We start from the raw sequence: 19,294 nt of genomic DNA, 5'->3' as shown, positions 1-19,294 counted from the left end.
GGTCGCAGAACGGAAGCACATGAACGATTACACCAGTACCCGGCGCAAGGGGCCTTCGGCGAAGCCCGTGCTTGTGGCCGTGCTTGCAAGTTTCCTGCTGGGCGGGGCCGTGGCAGGTTATGCCGTCTACTCCATGACGGACCGCACACCCGCCGCAACCGGTAACGCCCCATCCAAGCCCCAAACGCTGTCCAGTCCGGCTTCGTCTCCCGTACCCACCCCCAAGGCGACGGCAAGTCAGGCGGCACGGGAAGCGGTACAGCGTGTTGCCGAACAGCAGGGCGGTATCGACAGCCGGCTGGCTGCAGCGGAGCAGCGGCTCGCGCGGCTGGACCTGCAGGCTCAGGCCGCGGCCGGCAACACGGCCCGCGCTGAAGGATTGCTGATCGCCTTCGCCACGCGCCGCGCTCTCGAAAAAGGCGCGGAGCTCGGTTACCTCTCCGACCAGTTGAGATTGCGCTTTGGCGATGCGATGCCCAATGCAGTGGACACGATCATCCGCACCAGCCGCAATCCGATTACGCTGGACCAGCTGATAGCGCGGCTTGAAGGACTTTCGCCGCGGCTTTCCGAAACCAACGGTCAGTTCGGCTTTGCGCGCCTGAGCGAGGAACTTTCGCAGCTATTCGTTGTGCGCCGGGAAAGCGCGCCGTCTCCGCAACCGCAGCGCCGGCTTGATCGGGCGCGTTTGTTCCTCGAAAGCGGGCGGACGGATTCCGCTATTGCCGAGGTTCGCAATCTGCCCGGCGCCAGCAGCGCGGAAGGTTGGATCCGCGATGCAGAGCGCTATGCCGCTGTGCAGCGTGCGCTCGATCTTATCGAAACCGCTGCGGTGCTAGAGCCTCGCCGGCTACGCGACGGGGCGGGGAACAGGATCGAACAGCCGAGCCCCGCTGACGAAAGCTAGGCTTTGAGCAGATCGGGAAGCTTTCCCGAAATACCGCGGGCTTCGTCCATGAAGAAGCGCTTGAGCCAGCCCGAACGCTGAATTCCGGCCATGCCCAGACGGCGTACGGCGCTTGCCGATTTGCCGGGTACACCGAAAATCCGTGTCAGGCTGTCGGTCGCGCCCATGACCATCAAGGCATCCAGCGCCCGCCATTCTTCATATTTCTTGAGCACCTGTGCATCCCCAAGATCGAGACCGAGCCGGATCGCCTCGTCGAGCACTTCGACCAGCGCTCCGACGTCTCGGAGGCCCAGATTGAGGCCCTGACCCGCAATCGGGTGCATACCATGCGCGCTGTCGCCGATCAGCGCGAGGCGATGCTCGACGATCTTGGCCGTATGTTGGAAGCTGAGTGGATAGGACGACCGTCCACTGTTGAGCGTCAGTTCGCCGAGCAGGTCGCCCATGCGTTTGTGGACTTCGGCCAGGAAGGCGCGATCGGACAGTTTCAATACACCCGCCGCATCCTTCTCGTCGACCGTCCACACCAGTGCACTGCGATGCTGGCCGTCCGGTCCATCGAGCATAGGCAGCAGAGCGAACGGACCATCAGGGTAGAATATCTCCCATGCCACGTTCTCATGAGGCTTGCTGTGGTCCAGGCCGGCGATCATGGCGCGGTGGCTGTAGTCCCAGCTCGCCATCTTGAACCCTGCCTCATCGCGGCTGGGCGATCCCCGGCCTTCGGCACCAACCATCAAGGCTGCTTCGAGTACGCGGCCATCACCCAGGGTGGCCGACACGCCGAACTCGCCCCGTTCGCGTGAGACGATTTCAACTGGTGCATGCCATTCGATCAATGGTTCTTTCGCTGCCGCTTCGTGCAGGGCAAGGCGCAGCTGGCGGTTGGCGAACATCCGGCCCAGCGTGCCCTCGTGCGGTTCAGGCCTGAAGTCCAGCCGACCGGATTTCATCTGGTCCAGGACGGCAATGGCTGCGATGTCGCACCCATGCGGTTCAAGGACTTCGTGAAGCCCGAGATGACGAAAAAGACGCCAGCTGGCGGTGGAAATCGCGGATGCGCGACCGTCGAAACCTTCTGCGGTCAGGCTCGCCGGATCGGCCCGATCGACAAGATGGCTGGACAGCCCTTTTTTCGCAGCGGCCATCGCCAGTGTCATGCCCACCAGGCCGCCGCCCAGGATCAGCAGGTCTCGCTTGTCTGTCATAGGGTGTGTCCCTAGAGCGGCGGACGTGACCCACGCAAGGATTATGGAGCGGCTTGCCGCACTGGCGATACTGGTTTTGCTGGCGCTCGCGCTGCCGGCCAGTGCGCAACAGCAAATTCGCGGGCCCGGCAGCGACCGGATGCCGGTGGAAATCGCGGCGGACGGTGCGCCGGTGCCCGGCGATACGTGGATGGTCGCGCTACATTTTTCACCATCGACGTCCGAATGGCACGGCTACTGGTCAAACCCGGGCGATGCCGGCCTTGGTATGCAGCTCGAATGGCAGCTTCCGGACGGATGGGAGGCGGGTGATGCGCTGTATCCTTTACCGCATCGGTTGGTAATCGGCGGCCTTATGAACCACGTGTACGAGGGCGAATACGCCGTGCTGGTACCGGTTTCGGTGCCGTCGGGCGCTGACGTGGGCAAGGCCGGTCCGATCGCGGTTACGGCGAGCTATCTCGCCTGCACGGATACTATTTGCGTCCCCCAGCAGGCGAGGCTCTCGCTGGATCCCTCGAGCATTTCGGCTGATCCGCGCTTTGCCGGTTGGCAATCCGCTATCGTGCCGCAACTCGACAGCCCTGCGCATTTCGAATTCACGGCGACGCATCTGCGTGTTGGAATTCCCATTCCGTCCGAAACAGCGCTCGGCGATCTGCATGTTTTTCTCGGCACGGGCGAACTGGGTGAGGGCGACAGGCCCATTTACACCGCGACGCAAACTTTCATCAGCGAAGGCAATCTACTGGTTGCAGAAATTCCGATCGAGCGCCTGGCACAGACAAGCAGTGCCAACCCGGGTGCCGATCCAAGACCCGCAACGATCGGCGGCATACTCGATCTGGGCGAGGGTCGCGGAGTGCGCTTCACTGCGAAGCCGGGGGACGTGCCGCTAGAAGGGGCAAAGCCGATCCGTGGCGGTGATGCGGAACCGGTGCTTTGGCAATTGCTTCTCGCTGCATTGGCAGGCGGTCTGTTGCTGAACGTCATGCCCTGCGTCTTTCCGATCCTCAGCCTCAAGGCGCTGGCACTGGCCAAGGCCGGTGGCGAAGAACGCGGGGCGCGGCGCGATGCTCTTGCGTATACAGCCGGCGTAGTGATCGCCTGTGCTGGGTTGGGGGCTGCAATCCTGTTACTCCGTTCGGCGGGTGAACAGGTGGGTTGGGCATTCCAGTTGCAGCAGCCGATCGTAGTGGTCGGCCTGTTTTTGCTATCTCTGGCGATCACCGCCAATTTCGCCGGATTGTTCGAAGTGCCGGGAGTAGCGATTTCGGGCGGAGCGCCGTCCCGCGGCGGCTCGTTCTCGACCGGCTTGCTGGCCGCTTTCGTCGCGACACCCTGTACGGGACCATTCATGGCCGTGGCGCTTGGTACTGCGCTCGTTATTCAACCGATTTATGGTTTGCTCGTCTTTGTCGCACTTGGCGTCGGGTTGGCGCTACCGTTTCTGCTGATCGGCTTCGTTCCTGCTATCCGTCGCCGTTTGCCGAAACCGGGAAGCTGGATGGAAACCTTCCGTCGCTGGATGGCCTTGCCAATGGGCCTCACGGCAATCGCCTTGGCATGGCTGGTGTGGCGGATCGGGGGGGCGGGATATCTGGCGCTCGTGGCATCGCTGGCCGTGCTCGTGCTTGTGGGTCTGGCGGTGATCGGCCGTTTTCAACGGACCGGTCGCGGCAGCGTGCGAATGGCGATGGTGGCGCTGCTTGCCGTAATGGCTTTGGGCATAGTGGTATTGCCGAAGCCCGAAGCGCAGGCGGCGTCCGAGGCAAGCCTGCTTGATCCGGTCGAGTATAGCGAAGCGGCGCTGACCGAGGCGCGAACGGCGGGCAAGCCCGTGTTCGTATGGTTTACCGCCGACTGGTGCGTCACCTGCAAGGTCAATGAGGGTGTAGCCATCGAACGCGAGGCTACTCGAGCTGCTTTCGAGCAGGCCGGGGTCGTTGCCATGCGCGGAGATTGGACTCAGCCCGACGAGGAAATCAGCCGGATGCTGAACGAGCAGGGAGCCGCCGGCGTGCCGCTTTATCTTTGGTACGAACCCGGCGGCGATGCCGAGCAGTTGCCGCAGGTGCTTACGCCGGATCTTCTGGTGAAGAAGGCGCAGGCATCGGCTGCTCCGCAGTAAGCGGTTCGGTAAGATTTCGACAGCGTTCGACCAATTCGCCGGGCAACGCACTCGCATTGAGAATGACGCTTCCCGCGCCGGGCACCGTCGCTTCTACCTCGCGCCGTCCGGTCAACGCGTCGAGCCGCCGGTCGTCCGCTTCTATGGCGCCTTCCCAGCGCCATATATCGCCGATCTGCACAGCATCGATATTGAGCCGCGAAACGTGGCCATTGCCGATCAGCGCAAGGATCGCCTTGGCATGGGCATCCGCCCGGGCGAAGCGCGTATAGCCGAGCATGGGCTCGGTGCCGTCGCTGAGGCACTCGATTGCGAACAGGGGGTGTTCGCCGGGATTGCCGTAGAGCAGCCGTGCGCCTTCTTCGGCCGGTGCCCAGATCGCGTCGTCCGTGTCGGGGGAATCGATCGGTTCCGACGGGCCCTCGGCGGGCTCGTCGATCCTCGCACGCTCGATATAGTCGTCCGAAGCCGGCGGTTTGCAAGCGGCCAGAATCGCGAGCGGAAGGAGGGCGAGTGTGCGACGCATTTTCGGCCTATGACACAGGCGTGACGGCGTTCAAGCTGCCAGCCGAAGCTATCCTCAGCGTCCGCTGCGGATGAAGGCGCGAATATCGCTCGACAGCTTGGCCCGATCCTCGTCGCGCACATACATCATGTGGCCGGCATCGTAATAATGAAACTCTACCCGGTCCTGCGGAATGCCCGTCCGGTTCAGGGAGTATTCCGCACCGAAAAAGGGGGTGGCGAAATCGTAATATCCTTGCGCGACGAATGTCCTGAGGCCGGAGTTCTGTCGCATGGCCTGCCCGATGAAGGGGGCGACGTTGAGATAGGCACCGCGTCCCTGATTGAGCGTCCACTGCCAGTTGCGGCCCGGTTCTCGACCTATGGACTGGTATTCGCGATCGGTTTCGAAGCCCAATGTGTCGCGTGCCCAGCTGTTGATTGCCGCGGTGTAGCCTGCATCGATGCCATAGAAGCTGGGATCGTCGTCAGGGTACTCGCCCGCATTGTCGTAATCCTGGCCGGTATAGCGGGAATCGAGCCGCCCGATGGTGAGGCCCCGGTCGCGCAGCAGTTCCTTGTAGAAACGCTGGTCCGTCACGCGCAGGTCGGCATTGTCCAGATATTGCTCGGACAGGCCGGTCAGGCGCGACAGTTCGGCACGGACGGATGCTCGTTCCGCATCGGGAAGATCCTGTCCCTTGAGCAGCGCGGTTGCGAACGGCCCGATCGCGAACTGGCGCGCTTCCTCCACGATCGCTTCGACCGAGGGGGCCTGGACCTTGCCGTGATAATAGGCCGCCGCCGCCATGTTGGGCAGGGTGACCACATAGGCCATCTCATTGCCCGGTGTGGGCTCGCGTCCTGCGAAATCGAGGATCGTCGAGATCAGGATCAGCCCGTTAAGCCCGACATCGTTGTACGTCGCGCCTTCCAGTTCGCGCGCCACCATCGCGGAGCGTGTGGTGCCGTAGCTTTCGCCGCCGAGATACTTCGGGCTGTTCCAGCGGCCGTTGTTGTTGAGCCACAGGCGTATGACCTTGGCGACCGCCTCTGCGTCGGGTTCCAGCCCGTAATACTTCTTCGGATCGGTGCCCTCGGTCAGATAGCTGAAGCCGGTGCCGGGGGGATCGATGAAGACGAGATCGGCGACGTCGAGCAGACTGTCGGGGTTGTCGAGCAGCGGGTAGGGCGGCGCGCCATCGTCACGCGCGTCGGAGGGGATCGCGACGCGTTTGGGGCCAAAGGCACCCATTTGCAGCCATACCGAGCCCGAGCCCGGGCCGCCGTTGAAGAGGAAGAAGACGGGGCGCGCGGTGTCGCGGGGCTGCTTCACGTAGCTGGTGGTGACGATGACCGCTTCCGGCTTGCCGTCGTCGGCCTTGAGCACGGTCTCGGCGATGGTGGCCCTGTAGGAAACGCGCTGCCCGCCGAACGTGCCCGTCATGTCGCGGGTGCGGACCTGCGGTTCGATGGTGAGGGGCTGCTCGGCAGCCGCCGCGGCGTCGGTGCTGTCCTGTGCAGCGACGGCCTGCGGCGCCAGCGTCAGGGCGGTGGCGGCGCACAGGCCGGCGAGAATACGGTTCTTTGTCACGGTGTTCGGTCCCCCTTGTCGGACAGTCTATGAGGGGGGAGGCGAAGCCGCGTCAAATACGTCCGTCGATCAGGGTTTGCCGCCCATCCGTTTATAGCGGGTCTTTCCGTAGCGCGTCTTGCGCGTTCCCGGACGCCCGGCATCGCTGCGACCGACGCGCGGAGCTTTCTTTTCCTCGTCTCCGAGGCCGAGCTCGTCATTCTCGAGGCGGCGGATTTCGTCGCGCAGGCGCCCGGCCTCTTCGAATTCGAGATCGGCAGCAGCCGTACGCATGCGCTTTTCGAGATCTTCGATGTAGGCCCGCAGATTGTGGCCGACGAGATTGTTGCGCTCGTCATCGCCCGTATCGACGGTGACGCCGTCCTGAGCGGCGGTATGGGCGACGATATCGGCGATCTGGCGCTTGATGGTCTGCGGCGTGATGCCGTGTGCCTCGTTGTATTCGCGCTGTTTTTCCCGACGCCGGTCGGTTTCGGCCATCGCCCGTTCCATGCTGCCGGTGATGCGATCGGCATAAAGGATGACGCGCCCTTCCACGTTTCGCGCGGCACGGCCGATGGTCTGGATGAGGCTGGTTTCGCTGCGCAGGAAGCCTTCCTTGTCGGCATCGAGGATACAGACGAGGCCGCATTCGGGAATGTCGAGACCTTCGCGCAAAAGGTTGATGCCAACGAGCACATCGTAGACGCCAAGACGCAGGTCGCGGATCAGCTCGATACGTTCCAGCGTTTCGACGTCGGAGTGCATGTAGCGCACGCGAACGCCCGCTTCGTGCATGAATTCGGTCAGATCTTCCGCCATGCGCTTGGTCAGCGTGGTGACAAGCGTGCGATAGCCCTTGGCGGCCGTCGCCTTGCATTCTTCGATGCAGTCCTGAACCTGATCTTCGACCGGCTTGATTTCGACCGGAGGGTCGATCAGGCCGGTGGGGCGGATGACCTGTTCGGCAAAAACGCCGCCGGTCTGTTCCATTTCCCACGTGCCCGGCGTGGCGCTGACCGCGAAGGTCTGCGGGCGCATCGCGTCCCATTCGTTGAACCGCAGCGGGCGGTTGTCGATGCACGACGGCAGCCGGAAACCGTATTCGGCCAAGGTGATCTTCCGGCGATGGTCCCCGCGCGCCATCGCGCCGATCTGCGGCACGGTCTGGTGACTTTCGTCGACGAACAGCAGGGCGTTTTCAGGCAGATATTCGAACAGGGTCGGCGGCGGTTCGCCGGGCAGGCGGCCGGTGAGAAAGCGGCTGTAATTCTCGATCCCGGCGCAACTGCCCGTTGCGGCAATCATTTCGAGATCGAAATTGGTCCGCTGTTCGAGGCGCTGAGCTTCGAGCAGCCGGCCTTCTTCGTGCAGTTCCTTCAGCCGTTCCTGCAATTCGAACTTGATGGCTTCGGCGGCCTGTTTCATCGTCGGCCCCGGCGTGACGTAGTGCGAGTTCGCATAGACCCGCACCTTGTCGAGGCTGGCGCCCTTCTTGCCGGTCAGCGGGTCGAATTCGCTGATCTCCTCGATCTCGTCGCCAAAGAAACTGACGCGCCAGGCCATGTCTTCATAGTGGGACGGGAAGATTTCGAGATTGTCGCCGCGGACGCGGAAATTGCCGCGTGCGAAAGCCGCATCGTTGCGCTTGTACTGCAAAGCCACGAGCTTGCGGATGAGCTCGCGCTGGTCGACCTGCGTGTCCTTCTTGATGTCGAAGATCATCGCGGAATAGGTTTCGACCGAACCGATACCGTAGAGGCAGGACACGGAGGCGACGATGATCACGTCGTCACGTTCAAGCAAGGCGCGCGTTGCCGAGTGGCGCATCCGGTCGATCGCTTCGTTTACCGAGCTTTCCTTCTCGATGTAGGTGTCGGACCGCGGGACATAGGCTTCGGGCTGGTAATAGTCGTAATAGGATACGAAATATTCGACGGCATTTTCGGGGAAGAAGCTCTTGAATTCGCCGTAGAGCTGCGCAGCCAGAATCTTGTTCGGCGCGAGGATCAGCGCGGGGCGCTGCAATTCCTCGATCACCTTGGCCATGGTGAATGTCTTGCCCGATCCGGTAACGCCGAGGAGCACCTGCGTCTGTTCGCCATCCTTGGCGGCGCCAGTCAGTTCGGCAATCGCAGTAGGCTGATCGCCGGCGGGCGTATATTCGCTGACAAGCTTGAACTTCTTGCCGCCCATCGACTTTTCCGGGCGGGCAGGTTTGTGAGGGACGAATTCGCCGGTTGTGTCGGGTTCTTCAAGGCCGCGGCGGATGACGAGTTCACTCATATGCGCACATATGGGGAACATGGGGGCAAGGCGCAACGGTGCTTGCCAAGGGCGATCCGACTGCTAGCTTTCGGGCACCAATTCGGGAGAATATTCGATGCGCCGTTTCGTGATTGCCGCTGCCGCCAGCCTGACTCTCGCCGCCTGTGGAGGCAGCAATGCGGACGCCGATGGCGATGGCGAGATCAGTATGGAAGAGGCAGCCGCAAGGTCGGCCGACATGGTCCGGCCGCAGCCGGGCAAGTATCGCGCAACGGTAGAATTCGTCGACGTATCCATGCCCGGAGCGCCCCAGCAGGTACAGGACATGATGCGCAGCATGTTCGACAAGGAAGCGCAATCGCACGAATACTGCCTGACCAAGGAAGAAGCGGACAAGGGCTTCGAGGAAATGGCCCGGCAGGCGCAGGACAGCAATTCGGATTGCACATTCGAAAAATTCGATGTCGATGGCGGCAGCATCGATGCGGTCATGAACTGCAAGGCGGAAGGACAGGGCACGGCCCGCATGGTCATGACGGGAACCGGCACCGAAACATCGTCGGAAATGAACATGACCATGAACGGCGAAGGGCCGGACGGTCAGACCATGACCATGACGATGAAAAGTTCGCAGCAGCGCCTGGGTGATTGCGACGCTTGAATGACGAATTGAAATTCGGGAGCCATTAATCGGCTTCGCGCATTATTACGCGGTGATGGCAACGTTACCGTTCAAAGACACCGTGATCACGCACCGCGAGGAAATCGCGCGACGTTGGGCCTTGGCTGCCGAGCCATGCCCCGACGATGCGTGCGGACCGCGCTGGCAGCTGATGCTGCGGGAATTCCTGTGGCCGATCGAACCGTTGCGCCGTCTGGTAGGCCCGCCGCTGGAGATCCCCGCGGCCCAAACCCCGAAGACCGTGATGTTGCTGCCCGGGTTTGGCGCACATCCCATCCGTATGCGGTGGATGGCGCGCAAGCTGGAAAAGGCCGGGCACATCACCAAGAAATGGGGGCTGGGCTATAATTTCGGTGCCACCCAGGCGCGGTTCCAGATGGTCGAGCGCCGTCTGGTCGATATCTATCGCCGGACCGGCACGCCCATCTATCTGGTCGGGTGGAGCCTGGGCGGCGTCATGGCGCGCGAACTGGCAAAGGCCCATCCGGACAAGGTTGCAAAGGTCGTCACGATGGGATCGCCGTTTTCAGGCAGCCCGCGAGCGAACAATGGCTGGCGTGCCTATCAGGCGATTGCCGGCCACCGGGTCGATGAACCCGAGATCGATACCGTGGTACATGAGAAACCCCCCGTCGAAACGGTAGCTTTCTGGAGCCCGTGCGACGGGATCGTCGATCCGCGCGCTGCCTGCGGCAAGCCGGGGGAGCGTGACCGTGCACGCGCGTTGCGCTGTTCGCACATGGGCTTCGTGCTGACAAATGAAGCGGTCGAAGCGGTGCTGGGGGAACTGGATAGGGATTAGATACTTGTTCCCTTGAAGGGGGGCTTCCTGCCCTCGCGTCGTCTTGTCCAAGGACGACATGCACATCCAGTTCGGGGACCCATGACCGGCAGCGCCGATTATTTCGACGAAATGCGCAAGCCGGATGGCGGCGTGAGAGATGCCTACGCAGGCTATTGCCAATGGTTCGACGGACAGGACAATGCCTTGCTTCGGCGCAAACATGCCGAAGCCGAGACCAATTTCCGCAAGACCGGCATCACTTTCAATGTGTACGGCGAGAATGAAGCCGAAGAGCGGCTGATCCCGTTCGACATGGTGCCGCGCGTCATCAGCGCGGCCGAGTGGCGCAAGCTCACCCGCGGGATCGAGCAGCGCGTATCGGCGCTCAACGCATTCATGCACGATCTCTATCATCGGCAGGAAATCATCCGTGCGGGCCGCATACCCGAACGACTGTTCAGCAATAATGCCGCATGGCTGCCGCACATGGTCGGATTCACGCCGCCCGGCGGAATTTACACCCATATCGTCGGTATCGATCTGGTGCGAACCGGGCCCGATGAATTTTACGTGCTGGAAGACAATGCCCGCACGCCGTCCGGTGTCAGCTACATGCTGGAAAACCGCGAGACGATGATGGCCATGTTCCCCGAGCTGTTCATGCGCGTCCCGGTGGAGCAGGTATCGGACTATCCACGCCGCCTGGCCAAGAGCCTTGCTGCCTGTGCGCCCGATTGCACGCGCGGCAAACCGGTCGTCGCGGTGCTGACGCCGGGCATCTACAATTCCGCCTATTTCGAGCATGCGTTTCTGGCCGACCAGATGGGTGCCGAACTGGTCGAAGGAAGCGACCTGCGGGTAGTCGACGGTCGAGTGGCGATGCGCACCACCCATGGTTACCAGCCCGTCGATGTGATTTACCGGCGGGTAGACGACGAATTCCTCGATCCGCTGACCTTCAACGAGGACAGCGTGCTGGGCGTGCCGGGCATCATGGATGTCTATCGCAGCGGCGGCGTGACCATCGCCAATGCGCCGGGGACGGGCGTTGCCGACGACAAGGCGATCTATTCCTTCATGCCCGAAATCGTCGAGTTCTATACCGGCGAAAAGCCGTTGCTGCCCAATGTCGAAACCCATCGCTGCGCAGATGAGGAATCCTGCAAATACGTGCTCGACAATCTGGCCGAGCTGGTGGTGAAGGAAGTGCACGGTTCCGGCGGGTACGGAATGCTGATCGGTCCGACCGCGACCAAGAAGGAAATCGAGGAATTCCGGCGCAAGATCGTCGACAAGCCGTGGAATTACATTGCCCAGCCGACGCTGGCGCTTTCGACCTGCCCGATCTTTACGAAGAAGGGGCTGGTGCCGCGCCACGTCGATCTGCGGCCCTTCGTGCTGGTTTCCCCGGACAAGATCGACATTACGCCCGGTGGGCTCACGCGTGTCGCGCTGAAAGAAGGCTCGCTCGTCGTGAATTCAAGCCAGGGCGGGGGCACCAAGGATACCTGGGTGCTGAAAGACTGATGCGCGGGTATTCATCATGTTAGGGCGGACTGCCAACGGCCTGTTCTGGATGTTCCGCTATCTCGAGCGGGCGGAAAACACGGCGCGTCTTCTCGATGCCGGTCTGCGCATGGCGCTGACCCGCGATCTGGTGACCGCGGAGGAAGAATGGCGATCGGTCATCGCCACGGCCGGCCAGCGCGTCGGATACGAGGCGAAGCATGCGACATATACGGGCATGCAGACCTGGAACCACATTCTTCGGGACAAGGACAATCCGTCCTCGATCCTTGCCATGTTCGGGCAGGTTCGCCAGAATGCGCGGCAGGCGCGCAATGCGATCAGCAGCGAGTTGTGGGAAGCGATCAACGAACCCTGGCTGGAGATCAAGGACCAGCTGGCAAAGCCGGTAGGCGAGAACCGCGTCATGGATACGGTCGCCACCATCCGGCGCGCCGGCACGCTGGCACACGGGGCGATGGAAGGTTCCATGCTGCGCGACGAAGGGTACCATTTCGCACAGGCCGGCACCTTCATCGAGCGCGGCGACAGCATCGCCCGCATCCTCGACATCAAATACTACCTGTTGCTACCGTCGCTTTCCTACGTCGGATCGAGCCTTGATACAGGACAGTGGGATCAGGTCCTGCGCTCCGTTTCCGGGGACCGCGCCTATCGCTGGCTCAACGCCGGACAGATCGATGCCCGCGGGATCTGCGAATTCCTGATACTGGACGACGGATTCCCGCGCAGCCTGGCGTTCTGCCATTCCGAACTGCGCGCCAATCTTGCAGCGCTGGCCCGGCTGCACGGCCAGGAAGGCGTCAGCAACAGCCTGATGCGCGAGGCGGATACGCGAATAGCCGACCTTACCATCGAGGACGTCTTCGATCAGGGGCTGCACGAGTTCCTTGTCGACTTCATGGCGTCGAACGTCGCGATCGGACAAGCGATCGCCACAGATTACAGGTTCCTTGCCTGATGCGCCTCTCTATCCGTCATACGACTCGCTATCTCTTCGACACGCCCGTGGTTCATGCGCTGCAGCGCCTGCGGCTGACCCCGAAGCAGACGCAGGGGCAGGAAATCCTCGAATGGGAGATGGAATACCACAACGCCCATCCCGAGTTCGTTTACGAGGATCAGCATCACAACACGGTAAACCTGGTCTCGGTCGAAACCGGGGCGCAGGAAGTGACCGTCACCTGCCGCGGGCGGGTGGATACCCACGATCATGCGGGCGTGATCGGGCGCCATGCAGGACATCTTCCGCTGTGGAGCTTTCTTGCGCAGACGCCGCAGACGACGCCGGGCCCCGGTATGCGCAAGCTGGCCGGCGAAGTGGGCAAGCGCAGCGAAAGTCGCCTCGATACGTTGCATCACCTGTCCAGCGCGATCCTCGACCAGGTCGAATACAAGACCGGGACGACCCATTCGCGGACCATTGCCGAAGAGGCCTATGCGGCGGCAAACGGCGTGTGCCAGGACCACGCGCATATCTTCATCGGCATCGCCCGATCGCTGGGCATTCCGGCGCGATATGTCAGCGGCTATCTGATGATGAACGACCGGGTCGAGCAGGAGGCGGGCCATGCCTGGGCGGAAGCCTATGTCGATGAACTCGGCTGGGTCGGATTCGATATTTCCAACGGGATCAGCCCGGACGAACGATATGTACGGGTTGCAACCGGCCGCGATTATCGCGATGCCGCGCCTGTGACCGGAATCAGTTTCGGCACCACGTCAACCGTGCTCGAAGTCGATGTGGCGGTAGAGCAGCAGCAAGTGCAGCAGTAAACCTGCCGAGAGGAAAATCCAGATGACGTATTGTGTGGGCATGATGCTCGACAAGGGACTCGTCCTGATGAGCGATACGCGCACCAATTCCGGCGTCGACAATATCTCGGTCTTTCGCAAGATGTTCACCTGGAACGTCCCGGGCGAGCGGATCATCACGCTGCTGACGGCCGGCAATCTGGCCAGTACGCAGGCGGTGATCAGCCAGCTCGAGGAACGGATGAAGGAACCGGACGAGCGGGACAATATCATCCTCAAATCGCCGACCATGTTCCAGGTCGCGACCGAAATCGGCAAGCTGCTGCGAACGATCATCGCGGAACGCCAGGATTCGAACGGGGTGAAGGGCAGGGGGCGCTTCACGGCGTCGATCATCGTCGCAGGGCAGATTGCCGGCATGGAGCCGCGGCTGTTCATGGTCTACCCCGAAGGCAACTTCATCGAGGCGAGCCGGGACACCCCGTTCTTCCAGATCGGCGAGACCAAATACGGCCGACCGATCATCATCCGCGGCTATGATCCGGAGATGAGCATGGAAGATGCAGTGAAACTGCTGATGGTCAGTTTCGATTCCACGCTGAAGGCGAACCTTTCGGTCGGTTTGCCGCTGGATCTGCAGGTGATCGAACGCAACGGGTTCAAACCGAAGCACGAACATCGCATCACGCATGACGATCCGTACTTCCAGGCGATCTCTTCGAGCTGGGGCGACGCGCTCAAAAACGCTTTTCATTCCCTGCCCGATTACAGCTTTTACCGAGAAGATTAACGAAAACAGGGTTTTACTATAGCGTATCGACTAGGTAAAATTACCCGATCAGGGGTCTGTTGCCTCGGTAATAATCCGCACCCGTAATATTACGGATATACGGTTGGTGCCGGATTCCCTCACCTCGTCAATCATGAACGAACGACATACGGTACATATCGTAGGTGGTAATAGCAGATGCAGGGCGGAGCAGGCTCATCTGATTTACAGTCTTGGGCTTCATTCCGAAATCTATGCTAATGTCGCCGAGCTCATGGAGCGTCCCCCTCAATCAGGCATAGTCCTGGCCTATGACGATCCGGAGGGCGAAAGCGCTGCGTACGTCCTCAAGACTTTGTCAGACGAAGGGTACTGGATCCCTGTCATAGCAACGTCCCAGGAACCACGGCCGACCCATGTGGTGGAAGCGATCAAGGCGGGCGTTTTGGACTATATGAAGCTGCCACTGCGCGGCGAGAGGGTCACCCGAGCGATTTCGCGCACTTTGACCGATGCCGACAATCACGTGATGGCACGGCGCAGAATTGCGGAAGCGCGCGACAGGATCGCCAACCTGTCTCCGCGCGAGCGGCAGGTGCTCGACTGGTTGACCGAAGGGTGCAGCAACAAGGTCATTGCGCGCGAGCTCCATATCAGTCCGCGCACGGTGGAAATCCACCGGGCCAACATGATGACGAAGCTCGATGCCGATCATCTGGCCAAGGCGGTGAAGCTGTTTTTCGAAGCGCGGCTGGGTGACGATCCAACACCAGAGATCGGGGCCAACGCGGCCTAGCGGCAGAAACTTCCTGTTCCATGTTCCAGATGGAAGTGGTCGTGATGCGCCCGATTGTAATCGGGACCCAGTACGGTACCGAAGCGCTTGCATGCGCTTTTATGGATTACCTGCAGGAATTCGCGTTCCTGGCGCGAGGCGTTCCAGCCCGATAATACCGAAATACGGCGTCCGTCGGCCAAGACGAAAGCGGAGACATCGATCGCTTCGGCGCGCGAATGGGCGCTCAAACGGCCGGTTCCGGCGACATTGCGGCAGGAGTAGCTGCCCATGGTTTCGATGCGAACCAGCGGGCTGCCAAGGATCTGGCGTGCTGCACGATCAACCCCGTACCGCGCCCAGGCGGCAAAGGTATTGGCGAGCGGACAGGCCACAGCGCCCAGATTGGTAACAGTAAATTCGCCTCGGTCGCCGCCGACGCCCTGCAAACTCACGCTGTTCGTCGTCGAGCAGCCAGCTCCGTAAAACCTGTCCGTCAAAGGAGAGAAGCGCGACCCCGTCTGCCCCAATTCGACCTGGCACTGGCGAACTTCGGGTCGCGCAACAGCAACAGGGACGGACCCTGCCTGCCGCCCGACCCGTTCAGTCGGCTTGGAACCAGGTACTGCGCCGCAACCCGCCAGGGTCAGAAGGAGAAAGGCTAAGAAGGCAGGCTGCAATCGCATCGAGGGAAGTATTTACCAGACATGGTTAATCTCGTCCTAACGGACTTTGAAAAGAGATGCACCCGATCGTCGCAAGTGTAGAAATTCGGCAACGCAAACACGCCGCCATGCTATTGCAAATGATTATCATTGCCAATCCGGCCATGAGTTCGTAACGGGCGGGGCGTGAGCCGCACGACTATCCGAATCTGGTATCTGATCCATAAATGGAGCAGCCTCATCCCGACGGCGTTCCTGCTCATGTTGTGCGTCAGCGGACTGCCGCTGATCTTTCACGACGAGATCGATGCCGCCATGGGCTTCGATACGGAGAAATCGCTGTCGGGCGTCGCTTCGTCGGAAGGCGGACTACCGCTGGATACGATGCTGGACCGCGCCCTGGCGGAACGGCCCGGTGAAGTCCCTCTGTTCATGGCGTTCAGTCAGGACAGCCCGCTGCTGACCGTTACGACCGGCCCAGCGCCGGATGCGGCAAGCGGTGACATGCATCTCCAATTTCTCGATCGCGTTACAGGCGAAGCGCTGGGGCCTGCGCCGGTCAATCCGCTGCTCGACTTTCTGCTTCAACTGCATACGGACATGTTTCTCGGCCTGCCCGGGATGCTTTTTCTCGGCGTAATGGGCATCAGCTTCATCGTCGCCCTGATATCCGGCACGGTACTGTATGCACCATTCATGCGCCGACTGCGGTTCGGCACGCTGCGCACGCGACGCAGCCTCCGCGTCAAACGGCTCGATCGGCATAATTTCCTTGGTATCGTCACGCTGGTCTGGGCGCTCGTCGTAGGCGCGACGGGTGCGATCAATGCCTTTGCCGATCCGCTGACGGACGCGTGGCGCAATGGCGAAATTGCGGAAATGACGGCCGCCTATGCCAGTTCGCAGCCCTTGGCGCCCGCAGATTACGGTTCGATCGACAAGGCCATGGCTGCGGCGCAGGACGCACTGCCCGGCCGTAACCCGCAGTTTATCGGATTTCCCGGCGGATCGTGGAGTTCCGGTCATCACTATGCGATTTTCTTTCAGGGCGACCGCCCTGTCACGGAACACCTGCTGACCCCGGCGCTAGTCGATGCTGCGACGGGCGAACTCACGGATGCGCGGACCATGCCTGCAATTAATCAGGCACTGATGATGTCCAAGCCGCTGCACTTCGGCGATTATGGTGGCTTGCCGCTCAAAATCCTGTGGGCGCTGCTGACGCTGGCAACGATCTGGGTGCTGTGGACCGGCATCTTTCTTTGGCTACGCCGCCGTGGCGGGGAGATCGACCGCCGCGTCGATGAGATCGCCCTTGGTGCACGCAAGGAGATGCGCGCATGAGCCACAGGACGCGGCATCGTCAGAGCACTGCCACGGTGTTTCGCTGGCCGATTGCGATCGGCGTGGCTTCCATCGCCGGACTCGTACTCGGACTGACCGGCGATGGCACGCGAGACCTTTTAGCCTGGATTCTGGTCGGCATTGCCCCGGCCGTCATTTTCGCGGCGCTGGTGCGCCGTACTTCCCGCTAGAACCGATGAAAGAACCAATGATGAAACTGCACCTCCTCCCGCTTCCGGCACTTGCCATTGCCTCAGTCATTGCTGCCCCTGCGCAGGCGCAGGAGGGGACGTCACAGGAAGTGATCGTCGTTTCCGCCCAGCGGGCCAATCAGACGGAAGTCATCGCGGGCGGAACGCTGGGAGTTCTGGGCGCCAAGGATGCTCTGGACGTACCGTTCGTGGTGCGCACATTCGATGAAAGCCTGATCCTGAACCAGCAACCGCTGACGTTGGGCGAGGTTCTGGAAAACGACCCTTCGATCCGGACTACCTATGCGTTCGGAAATGCAGCGGAACAGTTCGTGATCCGCGGTTTCCCGCTTTACGGCGACGATATCGGGATGAACGGTCTTTACGGCATCAGCCCACGCCAGCTGATCGCGCCCGAGCTGTATTCGGGTGTTCAGGTGCTGAACGGGGCGAACGCATTTCTGAATGGCGCGGCGCCGGGCGGAACCGGGATCGGCGGCAATGTGAGCCTGCAGCTGAAGCGTGCAGGTGACAGCCCGCTGACGCGGGTCACGGCAAGCTATCTATCCGATAGCCACTTCGGCGGCAGCGCAGACATTGCGCGCCGGTTTGGCGAAAATGACCAGTTCGGTGTGCGGGTCAACGGTGCCTATCGCAGCGGCGATGTCGCAGTGAACGACGAGTTTCGCCGCACAATCGTTGGCGGCGTATCGTTCGACTGGACTACCGATAATCTGCGGGTCACGCTGGATGGCGCCTATCAGCGTTATGAGGTGAACCATCTTCGCCCGCAGGTAGTGATCGGCAACGGCGCAATTCCCGAAGTGCCCGAGGCGGATCTCAATTATGGTCCGTCTTTCGCCCGTACCGAGCTGCAGGACATTTTCGGCCTTGCCCGAATCGAATACGATGTAGCCGATAATGCCATGCTTTATGTCAGTGGCGGCGCGCTGGATGGCAATGAGGAGGGCACTTACGGCGGGATCACCATAACCGATGCCGAAACGGGTGCTGGCACGATCGGCCCGTCCATCATTCCCGCGCGTATCAACAATGAGGCAGTGGAAGCGGGGCTGCGCGTCAAACTGGGCGAGGCCGTGACGCACGAAATCAACTTCGGCGGCAATATCAACTGGCAGCAATTCCGTACCGCCTTCGATTTCCGCGCGGGGTACGACACCAATCTTTATGATCCTGTGGACGCGCCCATTTCCCCTGTCAGCACTTTTGCCAGCGGAGATCTGGACGATCCAAAGCTCAATTCGCGTTCGGTCCAGCTTAGCGCATTTGCTTCCGACACCATCGGTTTCTGGAACGATCGCATCCTGCTGACGGGTGGGTTGCGGCTTCAGGAAATCACGCAGAAGAACTACGACGTTGTGACCGGTGACTTCACGGGCCGGCTCAGCACCTCTGCGATTACCCCGGTTGTCGGCCTGGTGGTCAAGCCGACCGAGCGAATTTCGCTGTTCGCCAACCGTATCGAGGGGCTGCAACCCGGCGCCCGCGCGCCTGTCAGCGGTATCGATCCTGACAATCCCGGATCGGGAGAATTGCCGGTTATCAATGGTGGACAGGCGCTCGCACCGGCGCGGTCCGTGCAATATGAAGTCGGCGGCAAGGTTGGGCTGGATCGTGTACAGGCAAGCCTTGCGCTATTCACGATCGAACAGCCCAGCAGCTATCTCGCGATTGATCCCGACGTGCCGGGGCAGCTGCGGTTCGGCCGATATGGCGAGCAGCGCAACCGTGGGATCGAGCTGTTCTTTACGGTCCAGCCGACCGATGGACTGCGCCTGATAGCCGGCGGGTCGGTGGTCGATGCGAAGCTCAAGCGCACCCCTGGAGGCGTGAACGAAGGCAACGATGCGCTGGGTGTGCCCGACTACACCCTGAACGCCAATGTCGAATGGGACGTGCCCTTCGTGCCCGGTTTCACCTTGACCGGACGCGCTATCCATACGGGTGAGCAGGCTGCAAACGTGACCAATACCAGCTATCTTGACGACTGGACCACGCTCGACCTCGGAGCCCGCTATGTGCTTGCAGCGGGCGGCGCGCCGATCACCCTGCGCTTCGGAGTCGACAATGTGACCGACGAACGGTTCTGGAGCTCGTCATACAGTGCGTTCGCATCGGGAGACACGGCGCGGCTGCTGCAGGGGCGCCCGCGTACCTTCCGGGGATCGGTCTCGATCGACTTCTAAG

General features: G+C 61.5%; 17 protein-coding genes. 12 read left to right on the top strand and 5 right to left on the bottom strand.

The features are described from left to right. Positions 1 to 19 precede the first annotated feature (19 nt). Positions 20 to 907 (top strand): MICOS complex subunit MIC60, encoded by an 888-nt coding sequence (locus tag K3177_RS13160; protein ID WP_221598617.1) that lies wholly within the window; start codon positions 20 to 22, stop codon positions 905 to 907. On the opposite strand, the gene K3177_RS13155 is transcribed toward K3177_RS13160, so the two are convergent. Continuing rightward, a complete protein-coding gene (locus K3177_RS13155; RefSeq protein ID WP_221598616.1) occupies positions 904 to 2,118 on the bottom strand; it encodes an FAD-dependent monooxygenase in 1,215 nt (404 codons plus the stop codon). The genes K3177_RS13160 and K3177_RS13155 overlap by 4 nt on opposite strands. A 25-nt stretch (positions 2,119 to 2,143) precedes the next feature. On the opposite strand from K3177_RS13155, the gene K3177_RS13150 reads away from it, so the two are divergent. Next, complete coding sequence (locus K3177_RS13150; protein WP_345725407.1) at positions 2,144 to 4,249, top strand: protein-disulfide reductase DsbD family protein; 2,106 nt, start codon at positions 2,144 to 2,146, stop codon at positions 4,247 to 4,249. Here the strand turns inward: K3177_RS13150 and K3177_RS13145 are convergent. The 3 genes from K3177_RS13145 to uvrB form a co-directional block, all read right to left on the bottom strand. Beyond that, positions 4,197 to 4,775, bottom strand: a complete 579-nt coding sequence (locus tag K3177_RS13145) for a hypothetical protein (RefSeq protein ID WP_103024287.1) — start codon at positions 4,773 to 4,775, stop codon at positions 4,197 to 4,199. The two genes, K3177_RS13150 and K3177_RS13145, sit on opposite strands and share 53 nt — an antisense overlap. Before the next feature lie 54 nt (positions 4,776 to 4,829). Next, positions 4,830 to 6,347, bottom strand: a complete 1,518-nt coding sequence (locus tag K3177_RS13140; protein WP_420493676.1) for a S10 family peptidase — start codon at positions 6,345 to 6,347, stop codon at positions 4,830 to 4,832. 69 nt (positions 6,348 to 6,416) lie between these two features. Further along, positions 6,417 to 8,612 (bottom strand): excinuclease ABC subunit UvrB, encoded by a 2,196-nt coding sequence (uvrB, locus tag K3177_RS13135; RefSeq protein ID WP_221598614.1) that lies wholly within the window; start codon positions 8,610 to 8,612, stop codon positions 6,417 to 6,419. Between the two features lie 97 nt (positions 8,613 to 8,709). Here uvrB and K3177_RS13130 point away from each other — a divergent pair, with 97 nt between their 5' ends. The 7 genes from K3177_RS13130 (at position 8,710) to K3177_RS13100 (ending at position 14,907) form a co-directional block, all read left to right on the top strand. Next, entirely contained in the window at positions 8,710 to 9,255 is a 546-nt protein-coding gene (locus K3177_RS13130; RefSeq protein ID WP_196847937.1) for a DUF3617 domain-containing protein, read from the top strand. A gap of 55 nt (positions 9,256 to 9,310) precedes the next feature. Beyond that, positions 9,311 to 10,078 carry an esterase/lipase family protein gene (locus K3177_RS13125; protein ID WP_221598613.1) on the top strand — a complete coding sequence of 256 codons (768 nt, stop codon included), beginning with the start codon at positions 9,311 to 9,313 and terminating at the stop codon, positions 10,076 to 10,078. Positions 10,079 to 10,159: 81 nt separating this feature from the next. Further along, positions 10,160 to 11,587 (top strand): circularly permuted type 2 ATP-grasp protein, encoded by a 1,428-nt coding sequence (locus K3177_RS13120; protein ID WP_103024291.1) that lies wholly within the window; start codon positions 10,160 to 10,162, stop codon positions 11,585 to 11,587. Positions 11,588 to 11,603: 16 nt separating this feature from the next. Continuing rightward, positions 11,604 to 12,548 carry an alpha-E domain-containing protein gene (locus K3177_RS13115; RefSeq protein ID WP_103024292.1) on the top strand — a complete coding sequence of 315 codons (945 nt, stop codon included), beginning with the start codon at positions 11,604 to 11,606 and terminating at the stop codon, positions 12,546 to 12,548. Continuing rightward, a complete protein-coding gene (locus K3177_RS13110) occupies positions 12,548 to 13,363 on the top strand; it encodes a transglutaminase family protein (RefSeq protein WP_221598612.1) in 816 nt (271 codons plus the stop codon). Before K3177_RS13115 ends, K3177_RS13110 begins: the two co-directional genes overlap by 1 nt. Positions 13,364 to 13,385: 22 nt before the next feature. Next, positions 13,386 to 14,132 (top strand): proteasome-type protease, encoded by a 747-nt coding sequence (locus K3177_RS13105; RefSeq protein ID WP_103024294.1) that lies wholly within the window; start codon positions 13,386 to 13,388, stop codon positions 14,130 to 14,132. Between the two features lie 133 nt (positions 14,133 to 14,265). Next, entirely contained in the window at positions 14,266 to 14,907 is a 642-nt protein-coding gene (locus K3177_RS13100; RefSeq protein ID WP_221598611.1) for a response regulator transcription factor, read from the top strand. On the opposite strand, the gene K3177_RS13095 is transcribed toward K3177_RS13100, so the two are convergent. Beyond that, positions 14,904 to 15,572 (bottom strand): extensin family protein, encoded by a 669-nt coding sequence (locus K3177_RS13095; protein ID WP_221598610.1) that lies wholly within the window; start codon positions 15,570 to 15,572, stop codon positions 14,904 to 14,906. The two genes, K3177_RS13100 and K3177_RS13095, sit on opposite strands and share 4 nt — an antisense overlap. A 165-nt stretch (positions 15,573 to 15,737) precedes the next feature. Between K3177_RS13095 and K3177_RS13090 the strand changes: the two genes are divergently transcribed. The 3 genes from K3177_RS13090 to K3177_RS13080 are packed head-to-tail and all read left to right on the top strand — an operon-like array spanning position 15,738 to position 19,293. Continuing rightward, the gene (locus tag K3177_RS13090) at positions 15,738 to 16,895 is read left to right on the top strand and encodes a PepSY-associated TM helix domain-containing protein (RefSeq protein WP_196847942.1); all 1,158 of its coding nucleotides are present in this window, start codon (positions 15,738 to 15,740) and stop codon (positions 16,893 to 16,895) included. Beyond that, complete coding sequence (locus tag K3177_RS13085) at positions 16,892 to 17,086, top strand: hypothetical protein (protein ID WP_221598609.1); 195 nt, start codon at positions 16,892 to 16,894, stop codon at positions 17,084 to 17,086. Before K3177_RS13090 ends, K3177_RS13085 begins: the two co-directional genes overlap by 4 nt. A gap of 20 nt (positions 17,087 to 17,106) precedes the next feature. Next, a complete protein-coding gene (locus K3177_RS13080; RefSeq protein ID WP_221598608.1) occupies positions 17,107 to 19,293 on the top strand; it encodes a TonB-dependent receptor in 2,187 nt (728 codons plus the stop codon). The last annotated feature ends 1 nt before the right edge of the window (position 19,294 follow it).

Origin of the sequence: Qipengyuania pacifica, from assembly GCF_019711555.1 — a bacterium.
GTDB lineage: Bacteria > Pseudomonadota > Alphaproteobacteria > Sphingomonadales > Sphingomonadaceae > Qipengyuania > Qipengyuania pacifica.
The sequence above is the reverse complement of the archived record's forward strand: the minus strand, read 5'-3'. Positions and strand labels throughout refer to the sequence as shown.

What these genes read in the sequence shown, in the direction of transcription:
- K3177_RS13155 (WP_221598616.1), bottom strand. Translation starts at nt 2,118, where the DNA reads ATGACAGACAAGCGAGACCTGCTGATCCTGGGCGGCGGCCTGGTGGGC.
- K3177_RS13105 (WP_103024294.1), top strand. Translation starts at nt 13,386, where the DNA reads ATGACGTATTGTGTGGGCATGATGCTCGACAAGGGACTCGTCCTGATG.
- uvrB (WP_221598614.1), bottom strand. Translation starts at nt 8,612, where the DNA reads ATGAGTGAACTCGTCATCCGCCGCGGCCTTGAAGAACCCGACACAACC.
- K3177_RS13120 (WP_103024291.1), top strand. Translation starts at nt 10,160, where the DNA reads ATGACCGGCAGCGCCGATTATTTCGACGAAATGCGCAAGCCGGATGGC.
- K3177_RS13115 (WP_103024292.1), top strand. Translation starts at nt 11,604, where the DNA reads ATGTTAGGGCGGACTGCCAACGGCCTGTTCTGGATGTTCCGCTATCTC.
- K3177_RS13080 (WP_221598608.1), top strand. Translation starts at nt 17,107, where the DNA reads ATGAAACTGCACCTCCTCCCGCTTCCGGCACTTGCCATTGCCTCAGTC.
- K3177_RS13125 (WP_221598613.1), top strand. Translation starts at nt 9,311, where the DNA reads ATGGCAACGTTACCGTTCAAAGACACCGTGATCACGCACCGCGAGGAA.
- K3177_RS13085 (WP_221598609.1), top strand. Translation starts at nt 16,892, where the DNA reads ATGAGCCACAGGACGCGGCATCGTCAGAGCACTGCCACGGTGTTTCGC.
- K3177_RS13095 (WP_221598610.1), bottom strand. Translation starts at nt 15,572, where the DNA reads ATGCGATTGCAGCCTGCCTTCTTAGCCTTTCTCCTTCTGACCCTGGCG.
- K3177_RS13145 (WP_103024287.1), bottom strand. Translation starts at nt 4,775, where the DNA reads ATGCGTCGCACACTCGCCCTCCTTCCGCTCGCGATTCTGGCCGCTTGC.
- K3177_RS13130 (WP_196847937.1), top strand. Translation starts at nt 8,710, where the DNA reads ATGCGCCGTTTCGTGATTGCCGCTGCCGCCAGCCTGACTCTCGCCGCC.
- K3177_RS13160 (WP_221598617.1), top strand. Translation starts at nt 20, where the DNA reads ATGAACGATTACACCAGTACCCGGCGCAAGGGGCCTTCGGCGAAGCCC.
- K3177_RS13100 (WP_221598611.1), top strand. Translation starts at nt 14,266, where the DNA reads ATGAACGAACGACATACGGTACATATCGTAGGTGGTAATAGCAGATGC.
- K3177_RS13110 (WP_221598612.1), top strand. Translation starts at nt 12,548, where the DNA reads ATGCGCCTCTCTATCCGTCATACGACTCGCTATCTCTTCGACACGCCC.